The sequence below is a fragment of the Pantoea sp. S62 genome, assembly GCF_016658625.1.
GTDB lineage: Bacteria > Pseudomonadota > Gammaproteobacteria > Enterobacterales > Enterobacteriaceae > Pantoea > Pantoea vagans.
The window spans coordinates 345,750-365,626 of the sequence record NZ_JACVVI010000003.1 but is presented as its reverse complement, the minus strand read 5'-3'; the positions used below and the strand labels follow the sequence as shown (position 1 = coordinate 365,626).

Below are 19,877 nucleotides of genomic sequence, written 5' to 3'. Positions count from 1 at the left end.
CGGCAATGTTAAACCAGTCTCAGCACGTCAGCCTGCGGATGCCACATCCCAACCGTAAGCTGATTTAATCATTATAATCCGGGCGGTTATTTCCTCGCTGCGTTCCTCTGCATTTGATAACTGCATCACACTGTCGGTCTGGCAGGATTGAATGAGGTGTCAAAGGTTACTTGCCAGCCCATGACGTTAACAGGCGGGCAAAGGCACGGAATTGAGGGCGCTGATGGCTTAGAAATGGTATAAATCCGCCAAAGTTAACGCCACAGGATGAGGATGAGAATATGGCGAATACGCAGTATCTGTTTTGGGTGATGGCTGGCGCACTGACGCTGCTGTTTATTGTTATTGCGGCGTTTGTGGGGTTATCCAAAGGCAGTAAGCAGGGCGTGATTACATTTGCGGTACTGTTCGTCATTATGCTGGCGGGCGCGCTTTACATACACCACTAGCGCTAAGCAATCAGATCATTTTCAGACTGTTACAGCAATTTCACGCCTTGCTCACATTTCAGGCGGAAAATGTGCGGCCTCAGTTGCCGGTTAACTATGCTCAGTTGAAATAGCAGCACTGCTATTTATCACCGGAGGTAATTATGTCTGAACGTCCTGATTATGATGAACCGCTGCCAGATGATGCTGAGATCTATCCGGAAGATGAAGAAGAGGATGAGGAAGACGATCCGTCAGAAAAGGATGTTTAACCGTCTGAAAGGGATATCTGTCGAAGTGCCTTTCTTCTGATTCAGGCTTACACCGCAAAACCGCCAGTCGTGCAGTTTTGCGGTTTCTCACTTCTGTAGCCTGCACCGATTCGCCTCTTTCTTCGCTGTTTTATCTCTGAGCCTGCCGATCAATTTGTTCTTCAGGTTTACTACTGAGTCTATTTCCTGAAGCAGGTAATCCATTTTAATTATCGCGAAAACCGCTATTTGAAATATAAATCCTACAAGTGATATTTATTAAATTAACATCGATAAAAATTATAGACTCGTTATTCAATCCTGTTTTGATTAACCGCATTTTGTCATCTTGCTGACGCAAAGCTGAGAGGAATAGTATTCCTGCCGCACATTAGCTTATTAAGCAGGGATAAAATGAAACAACTAAAAATGTTAAGTCTGGTTATAGCAATTTCGTCTGTCAGCGCAGCAGGCGCAGCAGGCGCCGCAGAGCCACACTGGACGTATGAAGGCAAAGCCGGTCCGGCGCACTGGAGTGAACTGACCAGCGACTTCCACATGTGTCACGAAGGCAAGTCACAGTCGCCCATTAATATTACAAATCCGATCGAGGGACATTTACAGCCGCTTGATCTGGCTTATCACACATCCGCTGAAAAGGTTATTAATAATGGTCACACCATTCAGGTAACCGTTGATGAGGAAGATGACTTTGTGCTGGATGGTGAAAGATTCACACTGCGTCAGTATCATTTTCATACGCCGAGTGAAAACCAGATTAACGGAGAAACGTTTCCGCTTGAAGCCCACTTCGTTCACAGCAAAGAGGATGGCGATCTGGCCGTAGTCGCGGTGATGTTTAAGGTTGGTAAAGAGAATCCGGCACTGATGCCATTAATTGACGCAATGCCGAAACAGGAAAACAAACAGGTAAACATTAACCGGCAGGTCGATTTACGCGCACTCTTTCCGGCAGACCTGCACTACTATCGTTTCAGTGGTTCCCTCACGACGCCACCCTGCAGCGAAGGTATTCGCTGGCTGGTGCTGAAAGATCCGGTTACGCTCTCTCAGGCGCAGCTCGACGCGTTTAAGCAGGCGCTGAAAACCACCAATAACCGTCCGCTGCAGCATCTTAATGGCCGGATGATTGTTCAGTAATAACGGCGTTTAGCGCTTCTTCAGCCTGCGCAAATGACTGATATGTCCTCAGGCATACCGGCAACGCGATGGGTTCTTTTCAGGCGGCTTCGGGCCGCCTTTTCTGTGTCTGTCAGCTGTAAATTCGGGTGGCTTAAGACGGCATTGCTATCGGCATAAAAATCATAAGTGGTTGATATTTTTCGATTTTGCTTTGTTAATCCAATACTGACATAATTACAGTGTTTTTGCCGTTCTTAGTGAGGGTATGTGGCAGACGATTTTGCAGTGGATGGCGCTCTGGCGCTGGCAATCGCAGGCTTTAAGCCGCGTGAAGCACAACGTGAGATGGCGCAGGCGGTATCTGAAGCCGTAAAACAGCAGGGTGAACTGGTGGTCGAAGCCGGCACCGGCACCGGTAAAACCTATGCTTACCTGGCACCCGCTTTGCGGGCCGGTAAAAAAGTGATTGTCTCTACCGGATCCAAAGCGCTGCAGGATCAGCTCTATGCCCGCGATCTGCCCACGATGATCAAGGCGCTAAAGTTCAAAGGAAAAACTGCCTTACTGAAAGGACGTTCCAACTATCTCTGTCTGGAACGCATGGAACAGCAATCTATGGCAGGCGGCGATCTCACCGTACAGGCTCTGACTGACCTGGTGACGCTGCGTAGCTGGTCATCACAGACGGAAGATGGCGACATCAGCAGCTGTGCGGGCGTCACCGAAGACAGCCCGGTCTGGCCGCTGGTGACCAGCACCAACGATAATTGCCTCGGCACCGATTGCCCGCGCTATAAAGAGTGCTTCGTGGTTAAAGCGCGTAAGCGCGCCATGGACGCCGATGTGGTCGTGGTTAACCACCACCTGTTTCTTGCCGACCTGGTGGTGAAAGAGGGCGGCTTCGGTGAACTGATTCCCGAAGCGGATGTGATGATATTCGACGAAGCCCATCAGTTGCCTGACATCGCCAGTCAGTATTTTGGTCAGCAGCTCTCCAGCCGTCAGTTACTCGATCTCGCCAAAGATATTATTACCGCCTACCGCACCGAGGTGCGTGATGCTCAGCAGCTGCAGAAATCCGCTGACCGCCTGGCGCAGTGCGCGCAGGATTTCCGCCTGGCATTAGGCGATCCCGGCTATCGCGGAAATCTGCGCGAATTGCTCAGCGATAATCAGATACTGCGTATGTTCACCCTGCTGGATGATGCGCTGGAGCTCTGTTACGACGTCATCAAACTTTCTCTCGGGCGTTCAGCCCTGCTGGATGCTGCCTTTGAGCGGGCCGCGCTCTATCGTGGCCGATTAAAACGGCTGCGGGCGATCAACGAGCCGGGCTACAGCTACTGGTATGAATGCACTTCACGCCACTTTATCCTGGCGTTGACGCCGCTCTCGGTAGCGGAACGCTTCCGTGAGGTGATGGATAACCGCAAGGCGGCGTGGATTTTCACCTCGGCGACACTGGCGGTAGATGAGAAAATGGCCCACTTCGCCGAACGACTGGGTGTGAATGCGGCAAAGAGCCTGATTCTGAACAGCCCGTTCGATTTTGCGAAGCAGGCTTTGCTTTGTGTACCACGCAATCTTCCGGAACCTAACCGTCCCGGTAGCGCACGCCAGCTGGCCGCGATGATGAAACCGCTGATCGATGCCAATAAAGGCCGCTGTTTCTTCCTCTGTACTTCGCATCTGATGATGCGAGAGCTGGCCGCAGAGTTTCGCGCCTCGATGACACTGCCGGTGCTGGTGCAGGGTGAAACCAGCAAGGGTCAGTTACTGAAGCAGTTCATCGAGAAGGGTAATGCTCTGCTGGTGGCGACCAGCAGCTTCTGGGAAGGGGTGGACGTGCGGGGTGATGCGCTGTCGCTGGTGATCATCGACAAACTGCCCTTTACCTCACCGGAAGATCCGCTGCTAAAAGCCCGAATGGAAGACTGCCGGATTCGCGGCGGCGATCCCTTTGCTGATGTGCAGTTGCCGGATGCGGTAATCACCCTGAAGCAGGGTGTAGGCCGTCTGATTCGTGATACGGACGATCGTGGGGTGCTGGTCATTTGCGATCAGCGTCTGGTCTCACGGCCTTATGGCGCGCTGTTTCTCAACAGCCTGCCGCCGACGCCGCGCACACGGGACATTGCCCGTGCCATCGCCTTTATCCGCCAGCAACCCGAACCAGACGCATAATTTTATGCTAAGATGCGCGCCGTTTTCTTTCTTCTGAGGTAGTCATGTCAGCCCGAATTTTAGCGCTGGATACGGCGACAGAAGCCTGTTCAGCCGCCTTGCTGAATCAGCAACAGATTGATGCCCGATTCGAGATTGCTCCGCGCGATCATACGCAGCGTATTCTGCCGCTGGTCGAGGAGTTGCTGCTGGCGCAGCAGCTGGAGCTGACCGAACTGGACGCGCTTGCTTTTGGCCGGGGTCCTGGCAGTTTTACCGGCGTGCGGATCGGTATTGGTATTGCGCAGGGACTGGCACTGGGCGCATCACTGCCGATGATCGCCGTTTCCACCCTGGCGACGCTGGCGGAAGGGGCCTGGCGTCTGCACGGGGCAACCCGGGTCTTAACCGCTATCGATGCGCGGATGGGCGAGGTTTACTGGGCCGAATATCAGCGTGATGAGCAGGGTGCCTGGCAGGGTGAGGCCAGTGAAAGCGTGCTGTCACCTGAGGCAGCACTCGCCCGGATGCAGGCGCTTTCTGGCGACTGGATGACCGCCGGCACCGGCTGGCAGGCCTATCCAGCCTTGCAGCAGGGACACGATCTGACCCTGAACGCCAGCGACGTTACACTGCCCGCCGCTCAGGATATGCTGCCACTGGCGACTCTGGCGCTGGCGCGGGGAAATACGCTGCTGCCGGAGACGGCGGAGCCGACCTATCTGCGGAATGAAGTTGCCTGGAAAAAATTACCAGGCCGGTAAAATACACGCAACTTATTGTTATACGTCCAGTCTAAGTCTTTACCTAACGGGAGAACGTCTATGTCGTCAATGTGTGGTAAAGGGCTTTCAGGTCTGCTGCTGACCTGTGTGCTGGCGTTAACCGGCTGTGTTTCCATTCCTGACACGCTGCAGGGCAGCTCACCTCAGCCGCAGCAGGATCTGTTGCGGGTGATGAGCGATCCCTCGCTCTTTGTCGGGCAGGAATCGCGCTTTGGCGGCAAGGTGGTGAATGTCACTAACCTGAACGGCAAAACCCGGCTTGAGATTGCGGCACAGCCGCTGGATGAGAGCGCCAGACCGCGTCTGGGTGCGGCCTCGGTTGGCCGGATTTATGCTGACATTCACGGTTTTGTTGATCCGGTGGATGTCAGAAACCAGTACGTTACCGTACTGGGTACGCTGAAGGGCACGGAGCAGGGTAAAATTGGTGAGGCCGATTACAAATTTGCGGTCATCGATGTGCGCGGTTATCAGCGCTGGCGGATTGCCCAGCAGGTAACAGCACCGCCACAGCCGATGGATCCCTGGATCTGGTATGGTCCGACCCGTCATCGCGGCGGATACTGGGGACCTAATCCCTACTGGGGAATGGTCAACACCGGACCCTCAGAGGTGCAGACCATCCTGACCGAATAAGTGTAAACATGATTTATCCAGCCCGGTCGCGGTGCTCGCTACCGGGCTTTTTATTGGCCTGTTTTCCCGGCACGAAATTTAGTGATGCACTTCGCAACCTCAACATGCCGAAACAGGCAAACTGGTACAATCAGTTAAAATATTGTTAACAAACCAGATTGGCTGAGGCAGCGATGGAAATACAACATAATTATCGGGGTGGATCCTTGAATAAGGTTTGGCTGAAACGCTACCCGGCAGATGTGCCTGCCGAAATAAGTGCAGATCGTTACACCTCGCTGGTGGATCTGTTTGAGCAGGCCGCAAAACGCTACGCCGATCAACCCGCGTTCCTGAACATGGGTCAGAAGATGAGTTATCGTCAGCTGGAAGAGAAGAGCCGTGCCTTTGCTGCTTATCTCCAGCACCAGCTGGGCCTGAAAGCAGGTGACCGGGTGGCGCTGATGATGCCTAACTTACTGCAGTATCCGGTGGCCCTGTTTGGTGTGCTGCGTGCCGGTATGGTGGTGGTCAACGTGAATCCGCTCTACACGCCGCGTGAGCTGAAGCATCAGCTCAATGACAGTGGAGCCAGCGCCATCGTGATCGTCTCAAATTTTGCGCATACGCTGGAAAAAGTGGTGGCGGAAACCGCTGTGCGGCATGTCATCCTGACCCGGATGGGCGATCAGCTGGCACCGATCAAAGCCACACTGGTTAACTTTATCGTTAAGTATGTGAAGAAGCTGGTGCCGAAATACCATTTGCCGGGCGCCATTTCGTTTCGCCAGGTACTGGAAGTGGGTGCCACGCTCAATTATCAGCGACCGACGGTCTCGAATGACGATCTCGCCTTCCTGCAATACACCGGTGGCACCACCGGCGTGGCGAAAGGGGCGATGCTGACCCATCGCAACATGCAGGCGAACCTGGAGCAGACCCGCGCGACCTACGGCAAAGTGCTGCGTGACGGAAAAGAATTTGTGGTCACCGCGCTGCCGCTTTACCACATCTTTGCTTTAACCGTGAATGGCCTGCTCTTCCTGGAGCTTGGCGGCCAGAATCTGCTGATCACCAATCCCCGCGATATTCCCGGCTTCGTTAAGGAGCTGGGTAAAGTGCCGTTTACAGCGATTACCGGCGTGAACACGCTGTTTAACGCGCTGCTCAACGATGAGCAGTTCAATAAACTCGATTTTTCAACGCTGCGTCTCTCTGCGGGTGGCGGAATGGCGGTGCAGAAAGTGGTAGCTGAGCGCTGGGAAAAGCTTACCGGACACTATCTGCTGGAAGGCTACGGCCTGACCGAATGTTCGCCGCTGGTATCCGTCAATCCGTATGACATCAACTGTCACACGGGCAGTATCGGCCTGCCGGTTCCTTCAACCGACGTACGCATTCTGGATGATGCCGGAAACGAAGTGCCGCCGGGGGAGCCGGGCGAACTCTGTATCAGCGGCCCGCAGGTGATGCTGGGCTACTGGCAGCATCCGCAAGCGACAGCGGAAGTGCTGAAAAATGGCTGGCTCCACAGCGGTGATATTGTTACCGTTGACGAGGAAGGGTTTATTCGCATCGTAGACCGCAAAAAAGATATGATTCTGGTATCAGGCTTTAATGTCTATCCGAATGAGATCGAAGATGTACTGATGCAGCACCCGAAAGTGCGTGAAGCCGCGGCAATTGGCGTACCCAGCGATCTGTCAGGCGAAGCGGTAAAAGTCTGCATCGTGAAAAAAGAGGCGTCGCTGACCAAAGAAGAGGTGCTCGATCACTGTCGACGCCAGCTGACCGGTTACAAGGTGCCAAAAATCATTGAGTTCCGTGATGAGCTACCGAAAACCAATGTGGGCAAGATCCTGCGGCGTGAGCTGCGCGACGAGGCGAAGCCCGGCGCGAACTGAATCTGTATAAGAATCGAGGTTGAACGCCGGCATGTCCGGCGTTTTTATTGTGTTTAACATGGAGCGCCGCGCGTTGTTGGCTGCGGTGGAAATCAGACGTGAACTATTCCCTTATTGACCAGGATGAACAACTGGCTGACGTGTGCCAGAAAGCCCGCCAGCATGCAGCGGTAGCACTGGACACCGAATTCGTCCGCACTCGCACCTACTACCCTCAGCTTGGCCTGATCCAGCTGTTCGACGATCACCAGCTGGTGCTGATTGACCCGCTGAATATCCGTGACTGGTCACCCTTTATTGCGCTACTGACCGACACCAGCGTGACTAAATTCCTGCATGCCGGGGGAGAAGATCTGGAAGTCTTCCTGCACCGTTTCGGCGTGCTGCCGACGCCGATGATCGACACCCAGATTCTGGCAGCCTTCTCCGGCCAGCCTCTCTCCTGGGGCTTTGCTTCCATGGTGGCGCATTTCACGCAGGTCGAGCTGGATAAAAGTGAATCACGTACCGACTGGCTGGCTCGCCCTCTGACCCAGCGTCAGTGCGAGTATGCGGCAGCGGACGTTCACTATCTGCTGCCGATTGCCCGTCAGCTGATGTTCAACACGGAAGAGGCCGGCAACATGGCGGCGGCACTCAGTGAGTGCGATAACCTGTGTCAGCGCCGTCTCGACAGTGTGGCACCGGATGAAGCCTGGCGGGATATCACCAACGCCTGGCAACTACGTCCGCGTCAGCTGGCAGCACTGCAACGGCTGGCGGCCTGGCGTCTGAAGCTGGCGCGTGAAAAGGATATGGCGGTTAATTTTGTGGTGCGCGAAGAGCATCTGTGGAAAGTGGCGCGCTTTATGCCTGGCTCTCTGGGTGAGCTGGATCATCTGGGGCTGTCAGGCCACGAAATCCGTTTCCATGGCAAAACGCTGGTGGCGCTGGTAGCTGAAGCAGAGGCGCTTGATGAGAATGAACTGCCGGCTCCGCTGGGCAATCTGATCGACCATCCGCACTACAAGCAGGTGTTTAAGGCAATGAAGGCGCTGGTACAGCAGGTGAGCGAGCAGAGCGGATTCAGTCAGGAGTTACTGGCGTCACGACGTCAGATTAATCAGGTGTTAAGCCTGCACTGGGGCCTGAAGCCACAGGGACGTCAGCCGGAACTACTTACCGGATGGCGGGGCGAACTGCTGAAACCCGGCATTGAGGAGATTCTTGCGGGTTGTTAACCGGTTAAATTTCCCCTGCCACTGCGCAGGGGAAATTCAGGAAACGGTCAGCGTCATTTAGTCACTTCATCCGTTTCCGGCAGCGTGACGTTCAGCTCCAGAATCGAGATGTCATCACCTTTCTGATCGAGCTGTACCGTGACCATTTCCGGATCGATCTTCACATATCTGCAAATCACTTCCAGAATGTCGCGCTTAAGTTGCGGAAGATAGTGGGGCTCACTGTCGCCCCTTCTCCGTTCTGCCACGATAATCTGCAGCCGTTCCTTGGCTATGTTGGCAGTGTTCTTCTTCCGGGATAAAAAGAAATCAAGTAATGCCATGGTTTATCCCCCGAACAGGCGTTTCAGGAAACCCTTCTTCTCTTCTTCGATAAAGCGGAAGGGGCGTACTTCACCGAGTAACCGTTCAACGGTATCGGCATAGGCTTTGCCAGCATCAGATTCGCCGTCAAGAATCACCGGCTCGCCCTGGTTAGAGGCACGTAACACCGATTGATCTTCAGGGATCACGCCGACCAGAGGAATGCGCAGAATTTCCAGCACATCTTCCATGCTCAGCATATCGCCACGGTTTACCCGGCCAGGGTTATAACGGGTCAGCAGCAGATGCTCCTTCACCGGGTCCTGACTGTTTTCAGCGCGGCGGGATTTAGAGGAGATGATGCCGAGGATGCGGTCGGAGTCGCGGACAGAAGAGACTTCCGGGTTGGTGGTGATGATGGCTTCATCAGCAAAGTAGAGCGCCATCAGTGCGCCCGTTTCAATCCCTGCCGGTGAATCGCAGACGATGAAATCGAACTCCATTGCGGCTAAATCGTTCAGGACTTTCTCAACACCTTCACGGGTCAGCGCATCTTTATCGCGGGTCTGCGATGCAGGCAGAATGTAGAGCTGCTCAGTGCGTTTGTCGCGAATCAGCGCCTGGTTGAGCGTGGCATCGCCTTGGATAACGTTAACGAAGTCGTAGACCACACGGCGCTCACAGCCCATGATCAAATCCAGGTTACGCAGACCGATATCAAAGTCGATAACGACCGTCTTTTTGCCTTTCTGCGCTAAACCGGTGGCGATGGCCGCGCTTGACGTGGTCTTACCAACGCCCCCTTTACCGGATGTAACTACAATAATGCGTGCCATAAATGTTGATTTCCTTAACAAAAGAAAAGGGGCCTAATTAAGTGTCTGGATAGTCAGCGCGCCATCCTGCAGGCACAGGCGCGCGGCTTTACCAAAAAATTCTTGTGGGATCTGATCCATGATCCAGTACTCCCCGGCAATCGAGACCAGCTCGGCCGCCAGGTTAGTACAGAAAATCTGGCAGTTGCGGTCGCCGCTGGCACCTGCCAGGGCGCGACCGCGCATCATGCCATAAATATGAATGTTGCCATCGGCGACCAGTTCGGCACCGGCACTGACGCTGCTGGTGATAATTAAGTCGGCGTCACGCGCATAAATCTGCTGGCCTGAGCGCACCGGCGTGTTCACGATGCGGGTTTTCGCTGCTGCCGTCTCGGTTACAACCGGCTGCGGTTCAGGAGTGGGGGCCGGCTGCGGTGCCTCGGCGCGCGGCCTGGCCTCTTTGCCTTCTGCCAGTACCGGCAGCCCTGCACGCACGATCATGCGTTTCAGTGCTTCATCTTTGCAGCCGCTTACGCCGACAATGCGCAAGCCGGTAGCAAGAATCGCCTGCTGCAGCTGTTTCCAGTTAACATCGGCACTCAATGTAGCGACGTTAAGCACCACCGGGGCGTTTTTCAGGAAATCGGGAGCCTGGTCAATCTTGTCCTGGAGTGCCTTGCGAATCACCGCAGGGTCATGGTGATGCAAATGGACGACAGACAGGGTGAAACTGCTACCTTTGAATTCGATTGGCGTTTGCGACATCTGTCCCGACTCAGTCCTGTTTTCACTACCGTTAACCTGACGATGATAAAATCATCGCTGAAGCGCTAACGGTGAATATTCGAAGTTCTGCAAGCATGTTATAGTTACAGCTATATTCAGACAAGCCTCAACGCCGGTTAATTCGAGTAAAAAATATGTTTTGTGTGATCTACAGAAGCCCGTTACGTGACCAGACTTATCTCTATGTTGAAAAAAAGGACGATTTCTCGCGCGTTCCGGAAGAATTGCTGAAAGGATTTGGCAAGCCGCAGCTGGCGATGGTGCTAAAGCTGGCGGGCCGCGACAGGCTGGCTAATGCGGATATCAATAAAGTTAAGCAGGGATTGAGCGAGCAGGGTTATTATTTACAGCTTCCACCGCCGATTGAAAGTCTGCTAAAAATTCATTTAGAGGCCGATAAAAAAGTTTAACTCGGATTCTTCTGTAAATATAAATCCTGTTGGTGCGATACTGCAGGGTTAATATTGCTCTGAAGCTGCGCAAAATTAACGGCGCAGCTTATCTGTTTCACCCCTGTTTAAATACCCAGTCCACATTCTCATACCTTATTTGTACGATTATTCAGCATGCCAGGGGCATCGTTTACGCTTTTTGACAAATTCCGCACCCCGAATGGTTAAAAGGATCTTATTATCACGCTCTGTTGCTGGCATTTCGATCAATGCATCAGCAAACATCAACCCGCCAGCCGCGCTGGCATCACACCTAACCTGAACAGGGGATGAGCATGTATCAGCATCATAACTGGCAAGGCGCTCTGTTAGATTTTCCGGTCAGCAAAGTGGTTTGCGTCGGCAGTAATTATGCAAAACACATTAAAGAGATGGGCAGTGCGACGCCAACCGAGCCGGTGATCTTTATCAAACCGGAAACGGCGCTGTGTGATTTGCGCCAGCCGCTCTCCATTCCCGACGCTTTTGGCGAAGTTCATCACGAAGTTGAACTGGCGGTGTTGATTGGTGCAACGCTGAAACAGGCGAGTGAAGAACACGTGGCTAAGGCGATTGCAGGCTATGGTGTGGCGCTGGATCTGACGCTGCGCGAACTGCAGTCCGGGCTGAAAAAAGCGGGCCAGCCATGGGAAAAATCAAAAGGCTTTGATAACGCCTGTCCCATCTCCGGTTTCATCCCGGTAGCCGAATTCAGTGATGATCCACAGAATGTCGAGCTTAAGCTGGTGGTAAACGGAGAAGTGCGTCAGCACGGCAACACCGCCGATATGATTCATAAAATTCTGCCGCTGATTGCTCATATGAGCCACTATTTTACGCTGCGTGCAGGCGATGTCATTCTGACCGGGACACCTGAGGGTGTGGGTCCGATGCGCTCGGGTGACAAGCTGGAAGTGTCGCTGGCGGGTCACGGCATTAGCACGCGCGTACTCTAAAAACTTGCATCACCGCAGCATAGGCTTTATAAGGTGCGTTTCAGGCACAACCCGGACAAATCATCATGACTGACACCCCTTTCTGGCAACAAAAACGCCTGGCACAAATGAGCGATGAGGAATGGGAATCCTTGTGTGATGGTTGTGGCCAGTGTTGCCTGAACAAGTTGCAGGACGCTGACACGGATGAGATTTACTTCACCAACGTCGCCTGCAATCAGCTCAATATTAAAACCTGCCAGTGCCGTAACTATGAGCGCCGCTTCGAATTAGAAGAGGATTGCATCAAGCTGACGCGCGAAAATCTGACCACCTTCAACTGGCTGCCGCGCACCTGCGCCTACCGGTTGCTGGGTGAGGGCAAAGGATTGCCAGTCTGGCATCCGCTGCGGGCCGGTTCGAAAACCGCGATGCATGCGCAGCGAATTTCGGTGCGTTATATTGCGGTGCGGGAGAGTGAAGTGCGGGACTGGGAAGATCATATTATTGATCGCCCCGATCGCAATGGCTAAACGCCACGGCATCATCTGAAACGTAAAAAGGCTGCCAGTGGCAGCCTTTTTTGATCTCAGCACGTTTCGTGTCAGCGACCAAAGAGATCGCGACGCTTAGGTTTGAAAGGCTGAGCAATCAGTACCAGCACGGCGACCAGCAGATAACCAGCAAACACCCCAATCATCCACTGCGGCATGCTGAGCGTCAGGAAAGTCCAGCTGCGTTCTGCACAGTCGCCGCTGGCCAGAAACACCGACGGCAGCCACTTATCCAGCGGTAACCCGCTGGGAAAACGGGCAGCAAAATCACAGGTCGTAAACGGGTTTGGATGCAGCTGAATCATCGTATGTTCATAAGAGAGACGCAGGCCCTCCCAGGCACTGTAGATCCATAACGCCAGAGCGCCCAGACGCAGCGGTGATTTCGGCGCAATCGCACCGACCAGACCCGCGCCCAGCACACCAAACAGCGCATTACGTTCATAAATACACATCACGCAGGGCTTTAATCCCATCACGTGCTGAAAGAAGAGTGCCGTCAGTTCCAGTGCAAGCGCCGTCAGTGCCAGTAATAACCAGGCTCCCCGACCACGAGAACATTGATTCAGATATCGCAACATATTGCATTCCCTGTAAACGTTAATGCCACGCAGTGTAAACCAAAAGCGCGGGCAAACCAGCCAGGGACAGGGAAAAATCGTGTGCAAACATGACCTGATTCTGATCCAGAGCAGGTTACAGGAGGATAAGCGGAGGTCTTCAAGCTGATGCCTGCTCAGTTAACAGCGCCAGGATGTCGACGTTGAGAAAAACCCGGCTGCAATTGGCAGAAAGCGAAACGGCAAGTGCAGGCCATCCGGAACCCGCATACTGTGCTTTCAGGATGATTTTTTGCTGCTTTTGAGACTGAATGTTCCGGCGCAGAAAAGCGTGCATCCGGCCATCGTCTTATAACAGCAGCGTTCGCCGTCAGCCAGTCTGAAATATGCGCCCGCGCCAGGTTTAAATGGTTACGCAGGCTATATCCGCTATAGGGCGTCTGGTATGATGAGTCCCCATCATGATTAGAAAAGCAACGAGAACACATTGCTATGGTTATAAAGGCTCAGAGTCCAGCGGGATTTGCTGAAGAGTATATTATTGAAAGCATCTGGAACAGTCGCTTTCCGCCCGGATCGATTCTTCCTGCTGAGCGTGAGCTTTCTGAATTGATTGGGGTAACGCGCACCACATTGCGTGAAGTGCTGCAGCGTCTGGCACGTGACGGCTGGCTGACGATTCAGCACGGCAAACCGACGCGCGTGAACGATTTCTGGGAGACCTCCGGCCTTAATATTCTGGAAACGCTCGCCCGCCTCGATCACGACAGTGTGCCGGTGCTGATTGACAACCTGCTGTCAGTCCGCAGCAACATTTCATCGATTTTTATCAGCCGTGCGCTGCGCCATCATCCGGACAAAGCGCGTGAAGTGCTGGAAACGGTAAGTGCCGCGGCCGATCAGGCGGATGCTTATACCGAGCTCGACTACCGGGTGTTTCGCGGTCTGGCATTTGCATCAGGCAATCCGATTTACGGTCTGATTCTCAACGGCCTGAAAGGCCTCTATACCCGAGTGGGTCGTCACTACTTTTCCAGTGCGGAAGCGCGCCAGGTTGCGCGGGATTTCTATCTGACTCTTCTGGCCTTGTGCGACAAAGAGCCAGGACAGGATGAGATTGTAGAGGTGGTGCGCAACTATGGCCGCCGCAGCGGCGAAATCTGGCACAGCATGCAGAAGAACCTGCCAGACGACCTCGGCAATAAACGATAAAAAAAACCGGACATCGCGTCCGGTTTTTTGTTTTTAGCCCATCAGAGCGATGAACCGCGTGGCGGATTACGATCCAGCAATTCGACGCTGCCATCTTCGTTCTGCTGTTCCAGGATTACATCAAATCCCCACAGACGATGTACATGCTTCAGCACCTCGCGACGACTCTTATCGAGCGGCGTACGGCTCTGTGGCACATAGCGCAGAGTCAGTGAACGATCGCCACGCAGATCGACGTTGTAGACCTGAATATTAGGCTCAAGATTACTCAGGTTGTACTGTGCAGAGAGCTGCTGCCGAATGGCGCGATAGCCTGCCTCATCGTGGATAGCGGCGATCTCCAGATAGTTGTTGCGGTCATCATCCAGTACGGTGAAGAGACGGAAATCACGCATCACTTTCGGCGACAGGAACTGGCTGATAAAACTTTCATCCTTAAACTCACGCATCGCAAAATGCAGCGTTTCCAGCCAGTCGGAGCCGGCGATATCCGGGAACCAGTAACGATCCTCTTCAGTCGGTGACTGACAGATCCGCTTGATATCCTGCATCATCGCAAACCCTAACGCATAAGGGTTGATGCCGTTGTACCACTGACTGTTATAGGGCGGCTGATAAACGACGTTGGTGTGACTGTGCAGGAACTCCATCATAAAGCGTTCCGACACTTTGCCTTCATCGTACAGGTGATTAAGGATGGTGTAGTGCCAGAACGTCGCCCAGCCTTCATTCATTACCTGCGTCTGCTTCTGCGGATAGAAATACTGGCTCACCTTGCGCACAATGCGCAGGATCTCACGCTGCCAGGACTCCAGCAGCGGGGCATTTTTTTCCATAAAATAGAGCAGGTTTTCCTGCGGCTCAGAAGGGTAGCGTGCCGCTTCAAAAGCCACTGTCTCTTTCTCACGCCGTGGCAGCGTTCGCCATAGCGTATTCACCTGGCTCTGCAGATACTCTTCACGGCTTTTCTGCCGCGCTTTCTCCTCCTGAAGGGAGATTTTCTGCGGGCGTTTATAGCGATCGACGCCATAATTCATCAGGGCATGGCAGGAGTCGAGCAGTCGCTCGACCTCTTCGACGCCATAACGCTCTTCGCAGTCACTGATATAGTTTTTGGCGAACAGCAGGTAATCGACAATCGAGCCGGCATCGGTCCAGCTGCGGAACAGATAGTTATTTTTGAAGAAGGAGTTATGGCCATAGCAGGCATGCGCCATCACCAGCGCCTGCATGGTCATGGTGTTCTCTTCCATCAGATAGGCGATGCAGGGGTTTGAGTTGATAACGATTTCATAGGCCAGACCCTGCTGACCATGCTTATAGCGCTGCTCGGTCTCGATAAACTTTTTACCGAATGACCAGTGTGAATAGTTAATGGGCATGCCAACGCTGGAATAGGCATCCATCATCTGTTCTGAGGTAATCACTTCAATCTGGTGCGGGTAGGTATCAAGCCGGTAGAGTTTAGCAACCCGGTCTATCTCTGCTAAATAGACATCAAGCAGTTCGAATGTCCAGTCTGGTCCGTCATTGAGTCGTTTGCTGTCTCTGATGGCTTCGTCAAAGATTGTCGTCATAGCGCACCTCTTTTTTGCAAACCGGCTGACCCGAAAGACAACCCGTTCTGGTTATTTAAGGCTTCATCCTGAAAAAGGGAACCCGAAAAAAACTGAGCGAACACAACAATGATAGCCCACTGTCGCTTATCCGAAATGCGAACTCAAACGAATTCTTTGGCACAAAATCATTAAGACAGGTGCGGCAGAGAATTTAATAGCCTTTAATTCGAACGTTATTTCAAAGCGCGGAATATCATCCTGTTTATAAGCAGAATGTATGGGGTTGAATGATTCTCCTGCCATGCGCAGATTTAACTGCATTCGTTGTCATTTATTTCTGTGTTTATGGATTAAGGCGCATAAAGCGCTGAAATTGGCCGTGCGACAAGATTTTAGTTACCTGAAAAGTGAAAAAGATGTGAAATAGATGCTGAATTTATGGGGTGGTGTCCGCTGTGTAAATCCGCTGACTATCATCTGCTGAACAGTGAATTATGCTTTTATATGCCGGGTGGGGGAGCTATGCACGTAGTCATTCTTGGAAGTGGTGTGGTTGGCGTGGCAAGCGCCTGGTATCTGGCGCGTGCCGGACATCAGGTTACCGTCATCGATCGTCAGCCCGCTGCCGCGATGGAGACCAGCGCAGGCAATGCGGGTCAAATCTCACCGGGGTATGCCGCACCCTGGGCGGCGCCTGGCGTGCCGCTGAAAGCGGTGAAGTGGATGTTCCAGCGCCACGCGCCGCTGGCTATCCGGCTTGATGGCAGCAGTTTCCAGCTGGAGTGGATGTGGCACATGCTGCGCAACTGCGACATCAACCACTATCAGCAGAACAAAAGCCGCATGGTGCGGATTGCCGAATACAGTCGTGACTGTCTGAAAGCGTTGCGCGCTGAGACCGGCATCGCCTATGAGGGTCGTCAGGGCGGCACATTGCAGCTTTTCCGCACGCAGCAGCAGTTCGACAGCGCCAGTAAAGATATTGCGGTACTGCGCGACGCGGGCGTGCCCTATGAGCTGCTGGAGGCGCATGAGCTGTCTCGCGTGGAACCAGCGCTGGCGGCAACCCAGCATAAACTCACTGGTGGACTGCGCCTGCCTAACGATGAAACCGGTGACTGCCAGCTCTTTACGCAGCGGCTGGCAAAAATGGCCGAAGAGGCGGGCGTGGTTTTCCGCTTTAACACCCCGGTCGATCACCTGCTGCGCGATGGCAATCGCATTTATGGTGTGAAGTGCGGCGAGGAGATCATCAAGGCAGACAGCTATGTAGTGGCCTTTGGTTCCTACTCGACCGCACTGCTGAAAAACGTCATTGATATTCCGGTCTATCCGCTGAAAGGCTACTCACTCACTATTCCGATTAAAAATCCTGAGGCTGCACCGGTTTCGACGATTCTGGATGAGACCTACAAAGTGGCGGTGACCCGGTTTGACGATCGTATCCGCGTCGGCGGGATGGCGGAAATTGTTGGTTTTAACACCAGACTCACCGAAGCGCGGCGGGAAACGCTGGAGATGGTGGTCAGTGATCTCTATCCTGAAGGCGGTCATCTCGCGCAGGCGAGTTTCTGGACCGGTCTGCGTCCGATGACGCCGGACGGTACGCCGATTGTCGGTGCCACGCCACTCTCAAATCTTTATCTTAATACCGGTCACGGTACGCTGGGCTGGACGATGGCGTGTGGTTCTGGTCAGTTGCTGGCCGATCTCATCTCCGGTAAAAAGCCAGCCATTGCGGCGGATGACTTAGCGGTGTTCCGCTACTTACCCGGTTTCGCGGCGACCTCATCGCCGCTGCGTAACGCCAACGCAACTCGTTAAGTATTCAGGGAGAGAAAGGATGTCACGTCCGATTGTCGCTACCATTAACCAGCAGGCGCTTCGTCATAACCTGACTGTTGTTCGCCAGGCGGCACCCGCATCCCGCGTCTGGTCAGTGGTGAAAGCCAATGCTTATGGCCATGGCATTGATCGCGTACGCGAAGCGTTATCTGCCACCGACGGCTTTGCGCTGCTTAATATGGAAGAAGCCATTCTGCTGCGCGAGCAGGGCTGGAAAAAACCGATTCTGCTGCTGGAGGGCTTTTTCCAGCCAGAGGATCTGCAGCTGATTGACCGCTATCGCCTGACGACCAGCGTACACAGTAACTGGCAAATCAAGGCGCTGGCCAGTGCCAGCCTCTCTGCGCCGGTTGATATCTATCTCAAAATGAACAGCGGCATGAACCGGCTGGGCTTTCGCCCGGAGCAGGTTTCTGGCGCCTGGCAGAAATTGCGGGCGCTGAGCAATGTCGGTGAGATGACACTGATGGCCCATTTTGCCGATGCCGAAAATCCGCAGGGCCTGATTGCACCGCTGCAGCGTGTTGAGCAGGCGTCCGAGGGGCTGAACTGCCCACGGTCGCTTTCGAATTCCGCCTGCACCTTATGGCATCCTGAAGCGCATTTTGACTGGGTCCGGCCCGGTATTATTCTGTACGGCGCGTCGCCCAGCGGTGACTGGCAGGACATTGCCGGCAGCGGCCTGAAGCCAGTGATGACCCTGAGCAGTGAGATTATTGCGGTTCAGCAGTTACAGGCGGGCGATGGCGTCGGTTACGGCTACCGTTATCACGCCAGCACAGCGCAGCGGATTGGCGTCGTAGCCTGTGGTTACGCCGATGGCTATCCGCGCCATGCCCCGACGGGCACGCAGGTCTGCGTCGATGGCGTGATGACACAGGTGGTTGGCGCGGTTTCCATGGATATGATTACGGTGGATTTAACCCCCTGTCCGCAGGCGGGCATCGGCTCATCTGTTGAGCTGTGGGGTGAGCAGGTGAAAATCGATCAGGTGGCAAAAGCGGCCGGAACGGTAGGGTACGAGCTGATGTGCGCGCTGGCACCCCGCGTCCCGGTCACGGTTATTTAAGCGCGGTCAGGCTACCGCGCATCTTTCTGCTGCAGCGCCAGGCGATAAAGGCCAGCGCTGCACCCAGCAGCATCATCAGACTCAGCGACAGCTTCTCCGCCACCGGCAGCGCGACGATCACCAGGCTGCCTGCCGCACCACCGGCCATCTGAATAAAGCCCTGCAGGGCGGACGCCACGCCCGCCTGTTGCTGATAGGGCTCCAGCGCATAGCTGGTGGCCGGCCCCACCGTAAAGGCCAGTCCTGCCACCGACACGGCGACCGGGAACATGTAGAGCGCCCAGTGCGTCTGCATCTCCGCCGGGAAAATCTGCATCCCTGCCACCAGCAGCACCGCGCCCAGCAGCATGGTGAAGAATCCCATCGCCAGACAGAATGGTCGACCCGCTTTACGAATCGCTTTATTCACGAACGTGCTGACAAACATGATCCAGAAACCGTTAGCGCCAAACGCAAAGGAGAATTGGATCGGCGTCAGCCCGCCTTCGGTCATTAACACCTGCGGTGCCAGCGACACATAGGTCAGCACCATACCCAGCGCACCGGCATTGGCAAAGGCGAAGGCCAGGAAGCGCGGCTGACGCAGGATTTCAGCGTACTGCTTAATCGGCAAGCCTTTCACCCGCAGCGTATCCGCCGGACGTGTCTCCGGCAGCCAGATAATCACCAGCAGCGTAATCAGCACGCCGTAGGCGCAGAGGAACCAGAATGGCGCGCGCCAGTCGAAGGCGCTGGCCAGCAGTCCGCCCAGCAGCGGGGCCAGAGCCGGGACGATGTTCAGTGCGCCGTTCAGGAAGCCATAGGCGCGGGCGGCATCATCACCGCTGAGTCGGTCACGCACGCCGCTAAAGGCGACTACCGCGCTGCAGCAGACGCCACAGCCCTGCACCAGACGGGCCACGACGAACAGCGGAAATGAGGTCGCGGTAGCGGCGATGGCGCTGCCGGTGATGTAGAGCCCCAGCCCCAGCAGGGCAATCGGCTTACGGCCATAGTTGTCCACCAGCGGACCGGTCACCAGTTGTCCCAGTCCCATCACCAGCAGAAACAGGGGAATGGTGGTCTGTACCAGTGAGACCGGCGTATCCAGCCCTTCTGCGATTTGCGGCAGCGTGGGCAAATAGAGATCGATGCCTAAAGGTGCCAGCAGCACCAGGCTTAATAACAGCAGAGTAAATTTTTGCATAACAACCAGAGGGTAAACGTTCTGTTAAAAAACGAGCGCAGAGGGTAATGATTCAGAGGCAAAAAAGATAGAGGAAGTCGTGCGGAAAGTGCGATGCCTGCTGTAAACAG

Annotated in this window: 19 protein-coding genes; 13 read left to right on the top strand and 6 right to left on the bottom strand. The window is 54.3% G+C overall.

The window, feature by feature from the left end:
• Window positions 1-281 precede the first annotated feature (281 nt).
• From IBT54_RS06810 to rnd, 7 genes are all read left to right on the top strand, one after another.
• Window positions 282-449, top strand: a complete 168-nt coding sequence (locus IBT54_RS06810; protein ID WP_013358089.1) for a hypothetical protein — start codon at window positions 282-284, stop codon at window positions 447-449.
• 644 nt (window positions 450-1,093) lie between these two features.
• Window positions 1,094-1,840 (top strand): carbonic anhydrase, encoded by a 747-nt coding sequence (locus IBT54_RS06805; protein WP_195858025.1) that lies wholly within the window; start codon window positions 1,094-1,096, stop codon window positions 1,838-1,840.
• 249 nt (window positions 1,841-2,089) lie between these two features.
• The gene (locus IBT54_RS06800; protein WP_107319808.1) at window positions 2,090-4,006 is read left to right on the top strand and encodes an ATP-dependent DNA helicase; all 1,917 of its coding nucleotides are present in this window, start codon (window positions 2,090-2,092) and stop codon (window positions 4,004-4,006) included.
• Window positions 4,007-4,050: 44 nt separating this feature from the next.
• Window positions 4,051-4,749: a tRNA (adenosine(37)-N6)-threonylcarbamoyltransferase complex dimerization subunit type 1 TsaB gene (tsaB, locus tag IBT54_RS06795; RefSeq protein ID WP_033783280.1), complete on the top strand. Its 699-nt coding sequence runs from the start codon at window positions 4,051-4,053 to the stop codon at window positions 4,747-4,749.
• A gap of 60 nt (window positions 4,750-4,809) precedes the next feature.
• Window positions 4,810-5,406 carry a Slp family lipoprotein gene (locus IBT54_RS06790; RefSeq protein ID WP_013358084.1) on the top strand — a complete coding sequence of 199 codons (597 nt, stop codon included), beginning with the start codon at window positions 4,810-4,812 and terminating at the stop codon, window positions 5,404-5,406.
• A 206-nt stretch (window positions 5,407-5,612) separates the two neighbouring features.
• Window positions 5,613-7,289: a long-chain-fatty-acid--CoA ligase FadD gene (fadD, locus tag IBT54_RS06785; RefSeq protein WP_147789145.1), complete on the top strand. Its 1,677-nt coding sequence runs from the start codon at window positions 5,613-5,615 to the stop codon at window positions 7,287-7,289.
• A 98-nt stretch (window positions 7,290-7,387) separates the two neighbouring features.
• The gene (gene rnd / locus IBT54_RS06780; protein ID WP_095707103.1) at window positions 7,388-8,509 is read left to right on the top strand and encodes a ribonuclease D; all 1,122 of its coding nucleotides are present in this window, start codon (window positions 7,388-7,390) and stop codon (window positions 8,507-8,509) included.
• Window positions 8,510-8,562: 53 nt separating this feature from the next.
• Here rnd and minE read toward each other — a convergent pair whose 3' ends face one another.
• Genes minE through minC form a run of 3 tightly spaced genes read right to left on the bottom strand, consistent with a single transcriptional unit; the run spans window position 8,563 to window position 10,395 of the window.
• Window positions 8,563-8,832 carry a cell division topological specificity factor MinE gene (gene minE, locus IBT54_RS06775; protein WP_008925314.1) on the bottom strand — a complete coding sequence of 90 codons (270 nt, stop codon included), beginning with the start codon at window positions 8,830-8,832 and terminating at the stop codon, window positions 8,563-8,565.
• Between the two features lie 3 nt (window positions 8,833-8,835).
• Complete coding sequence (gene minD / locus IBT54_RS06770) at window positions 8,836-9,648, bottom strand: septum site-determining protein MinD (RefSeq protein ID WP_003852716.1); 813 nt, start codon at window positions 9,646-9,648, stop codon at window positions 8,836-8,838.
• Window positions 9,649-9,681: 33 nt separating this feature from the next.
• The gene (gene minC, locus IBT54_RS06765) at window positions 9,682-10,395 is read right to left on the bottom strand and encodes a septum site-determining protein MinC (protein ID WP_013358080.1); all 714 of its coding nucleotides are present in this window, start codon (window positions 10,393-10,395) and stop codon (window positions 9,682-9,684) included.
• 155 nt (window positions 10,396-10,550) lie between these two features.
• On the opposite strand from minC, the gene IBT54_RS06760 reads away from it, so the two are divergent.
• From IBT54_RS06760 to IBT54_RS06750, 3 genes are all read left to right on the top strand, one after another.
• Window positions 10,551-10,826 carry a YcgL domain-containing protein gene (locus tag IBT54_RS06760; protein ID WP_003852719.1) on the top strand — a complete coding sequence of 92 codons (276 nt, stop codon included), beginning with the start codon at window positions 10,551-10,553 and terminating at the stop codon, window positions 10,824-10,826.
• A gap of 317 nt (window positions 10,827-11,143) precedes the next feature.
• The gene (locus IBT54_RS06755) at window positions 11,144-11,803 is read left to right on the top strand and encodes a fumarylacetoacetate hydrolase family protein (RefSeq protein ID WP_201251861.1); all 660 of its coding nucleotides are present in this window, start codon (window positions 11,144-11,146) and stop codon (window positions 11,801-11,803) included.
• A 65-nt stretch (window positions 11,804-11,868) separates the two neighbouring features.
• Window positions 11,869-12,315, top strand: a complete 447-nt coding sequence (locus IBT54_RS06750) for a YcgN family cysteine cluster protein (protein WP_013358078.1) — start codon at window positions 11,869-11,871, stop codon at window positions 12,313-12,315.
• A gap of 71 nt (window positions 12,316-12,386) precedes the next feature.
• On the opposite strand, the gene dsbB is transcribed toward IBT54_RS06750, so the two are convergent.
• Window positions 12,387-12,917 carry a disulfide bond formation protein DsbB gene (gene dsbB, locus IBT54_RS06745; protein WP_013358077.1) on the bottom strand — a complete coding sequence of 177 codons (531 nt, stop codon included), beginning with the start codon at window positions 12,915-12,917 and terminating at the stop codon, window positions 12,387-12,389.
• A gap of 471 nt (window positions 12,918-13,388) precedes the next feature.
• Between dsbB and fadR the strand changes: the two genes are divergently transcribed.
• Window positions 13,389-14,108 (top strand): fatty acid metabolism transcriptional regulator FadR, encoded by a 720-nt coding sequence (gene fadR / locus IBT54_RS06740; RefSeq protein ID WP_013358075.1) that lies wholly within the window; start codon window positions 13,389-13,391, stop codon window positions 14,106-14,108.
• A gap of 41 nt (window positions 14,109-14,149) precedes the next feature.
• Here the strand turns inward: fadR and IBT54_RS06735 are convergent, their stop codons facing one another.
• Window positions 14,150-15,685, bottom strand: a complete 1,536-nt coding sequence (locus IBT54_RS06735; RefSeq protein ID WP_013358074.1) for a SpoVR family protein — start codon at window positions 15,683-15,685, stop codon at window positions 14,150-14,152.
• Window positions 15,686-16,189: 504 nt separating this feature from the next.
• Between IBT54_RS06735 and IBT54_RS06730 the strand changes: the two genes are divergently transcribed.
• Window positions 16,190-17,491, top strand: a complete 1,302-nt coding sequence (locus IBT54_RS06730) for a D-amino acid dehydrogenase (RefSeq protein ID WP_013358073.1) — start codon at window positions 16,190-16,192, stop codon at window positions 17,489-17,491.
• Window positions 17,492-17,510: 19 nt separating this feature from the next.
• Entirely contained in the window at window positions 17,511-18,581 is a 1,071-nt protein-coding gene (dadX, locus tag IBT54_RS06725; protein ID WP_201251860.1) for a catabolic alanine racemase DadX, read from the top strand.
• Here dadX and IBT54_RS06720 read toward each other — a convergent pair.
• Window positions 18,574-19,767 carry a multidrug effflux MFS transporter gene (locus tag IBT54_RS06720; RefSeq protein ID WP_201251859.1) on the bottom strand — a complete coding sequence of 398 codons (1,194 nt, stop codon included), beginning with the start codon at window positions 19,765-19,767 and terminating at the stop codon, window positions 18,574-18,576. The genes dadX and IBT54_RS06720 overlap by 8 nt on opposite strands.
• Between the last annotated feature and the right edge of the window lie 110 nt (window positions 19,768-19,877).

Coding starts and splice junctions, on each gene's coding strand:
- minE (WP_008925314.1), bottom strand. CDS start 8,832: ATGGCATTACTTGATTTCTTTTTATCCCGGAAGAAGAACACTGCCAAC.
- IBT54_RS06730 (WP_013358073.1), top strand. CDS start 16,190: ATGCACGTAGTCATTCTTGGAAGTGGTGTGGTTGGCGTGGCAAGCGCC.
- minC (WP_013358080.1), bottom strand. CDS start 10,395: ATGTCGCAAACGCCAATCGAATTCAAAGGTAGCAGTTTCACCCTGTCT.
- IBT54_RS06760 (WP_003852719.1), top strand. CDS start 10,551: ATGTTTTGTGTGATCTACAGAAGCCCGTTACGTGACCAGACTTATCTC.
- dadX (WP_201251860.1), top strand. CDS start 17,511: ATGTCACGTCCGATTGTCGCTACCATTAACCAGCAGGCGCTTCGTCAT.
- IBT54_RS06805 (WP_195858025.1), top strand. CDS start 1,094: ATGAAACAACTAAAAATGTTAAGTCTGGTTATAGCAATTTCGTCTGTC.
- IBT54_RS06790 (WP_013358084.1), top strand. CDS start 4,810: ATGTCGTCAATGTGTGGTAAAGGGCTTTCAGGTCTGCTGCTGACCTGT.
- IBT54_RS06750 (WP_013358078.1), top strand. CDS start 11,869: ATGACTGACACCCCTTTCTGGCAACAAAAACGCCTGGCACAAATGAGC.
- IBT54_RS06810 (WP_013358089.1), top strand. CDS start 282: ATGGCGAATACGCAGTATCTGTTTTGGGTGATGGCTGGCGCACTGACG.
- IBT54_RS06720 (WP_201251859.1), bottom strand. CDS start 19,767: ATGCAAAAATTTACTCTGCTGTTATTAAGCCTGGTGCTGCTGGCACCT.
- IBT54_RS06735 (WP_013358074.1), bottom strand. CDS start 15,685: ATGACGACAATCTTTGACGAAGCCATCAGAGACAGCAAACGACTCAAT.
- dsbB (WP_013358077.1), bottom strand. CDS start 12,917: ATGTTGCGATATCTGAATCAATGTTCTCGTGGTCGGGGAGCCTGGTTA.
- minD (WP_003852716.1), bottom strand. CDS start 9,648: ATGGCACGCATTATTGTAGTTACATCCGGTAAAGGGGGCGTTGGTAAG.
- tsaB (WP_033783280.1), top strand. CDS start 4,051: ATGTCAGCCCGAATTTTAGCGCTGGATACGGCGACAGAAGCCTGTTCA.
- fadR (WP_013358075.1), top strand. CDS start 13,389: ATGGTTATAAAGGCTCAGAGTCCAGCGGGATTTGCTGAAGAGTATATT.
- IBT54_RS06755 (WP_201251861.1), top strand. CDS start 11,144: ATGTATCAGCATCATAACTGGCAAGGCGCTCTGTTAGATTTTCCGGTC.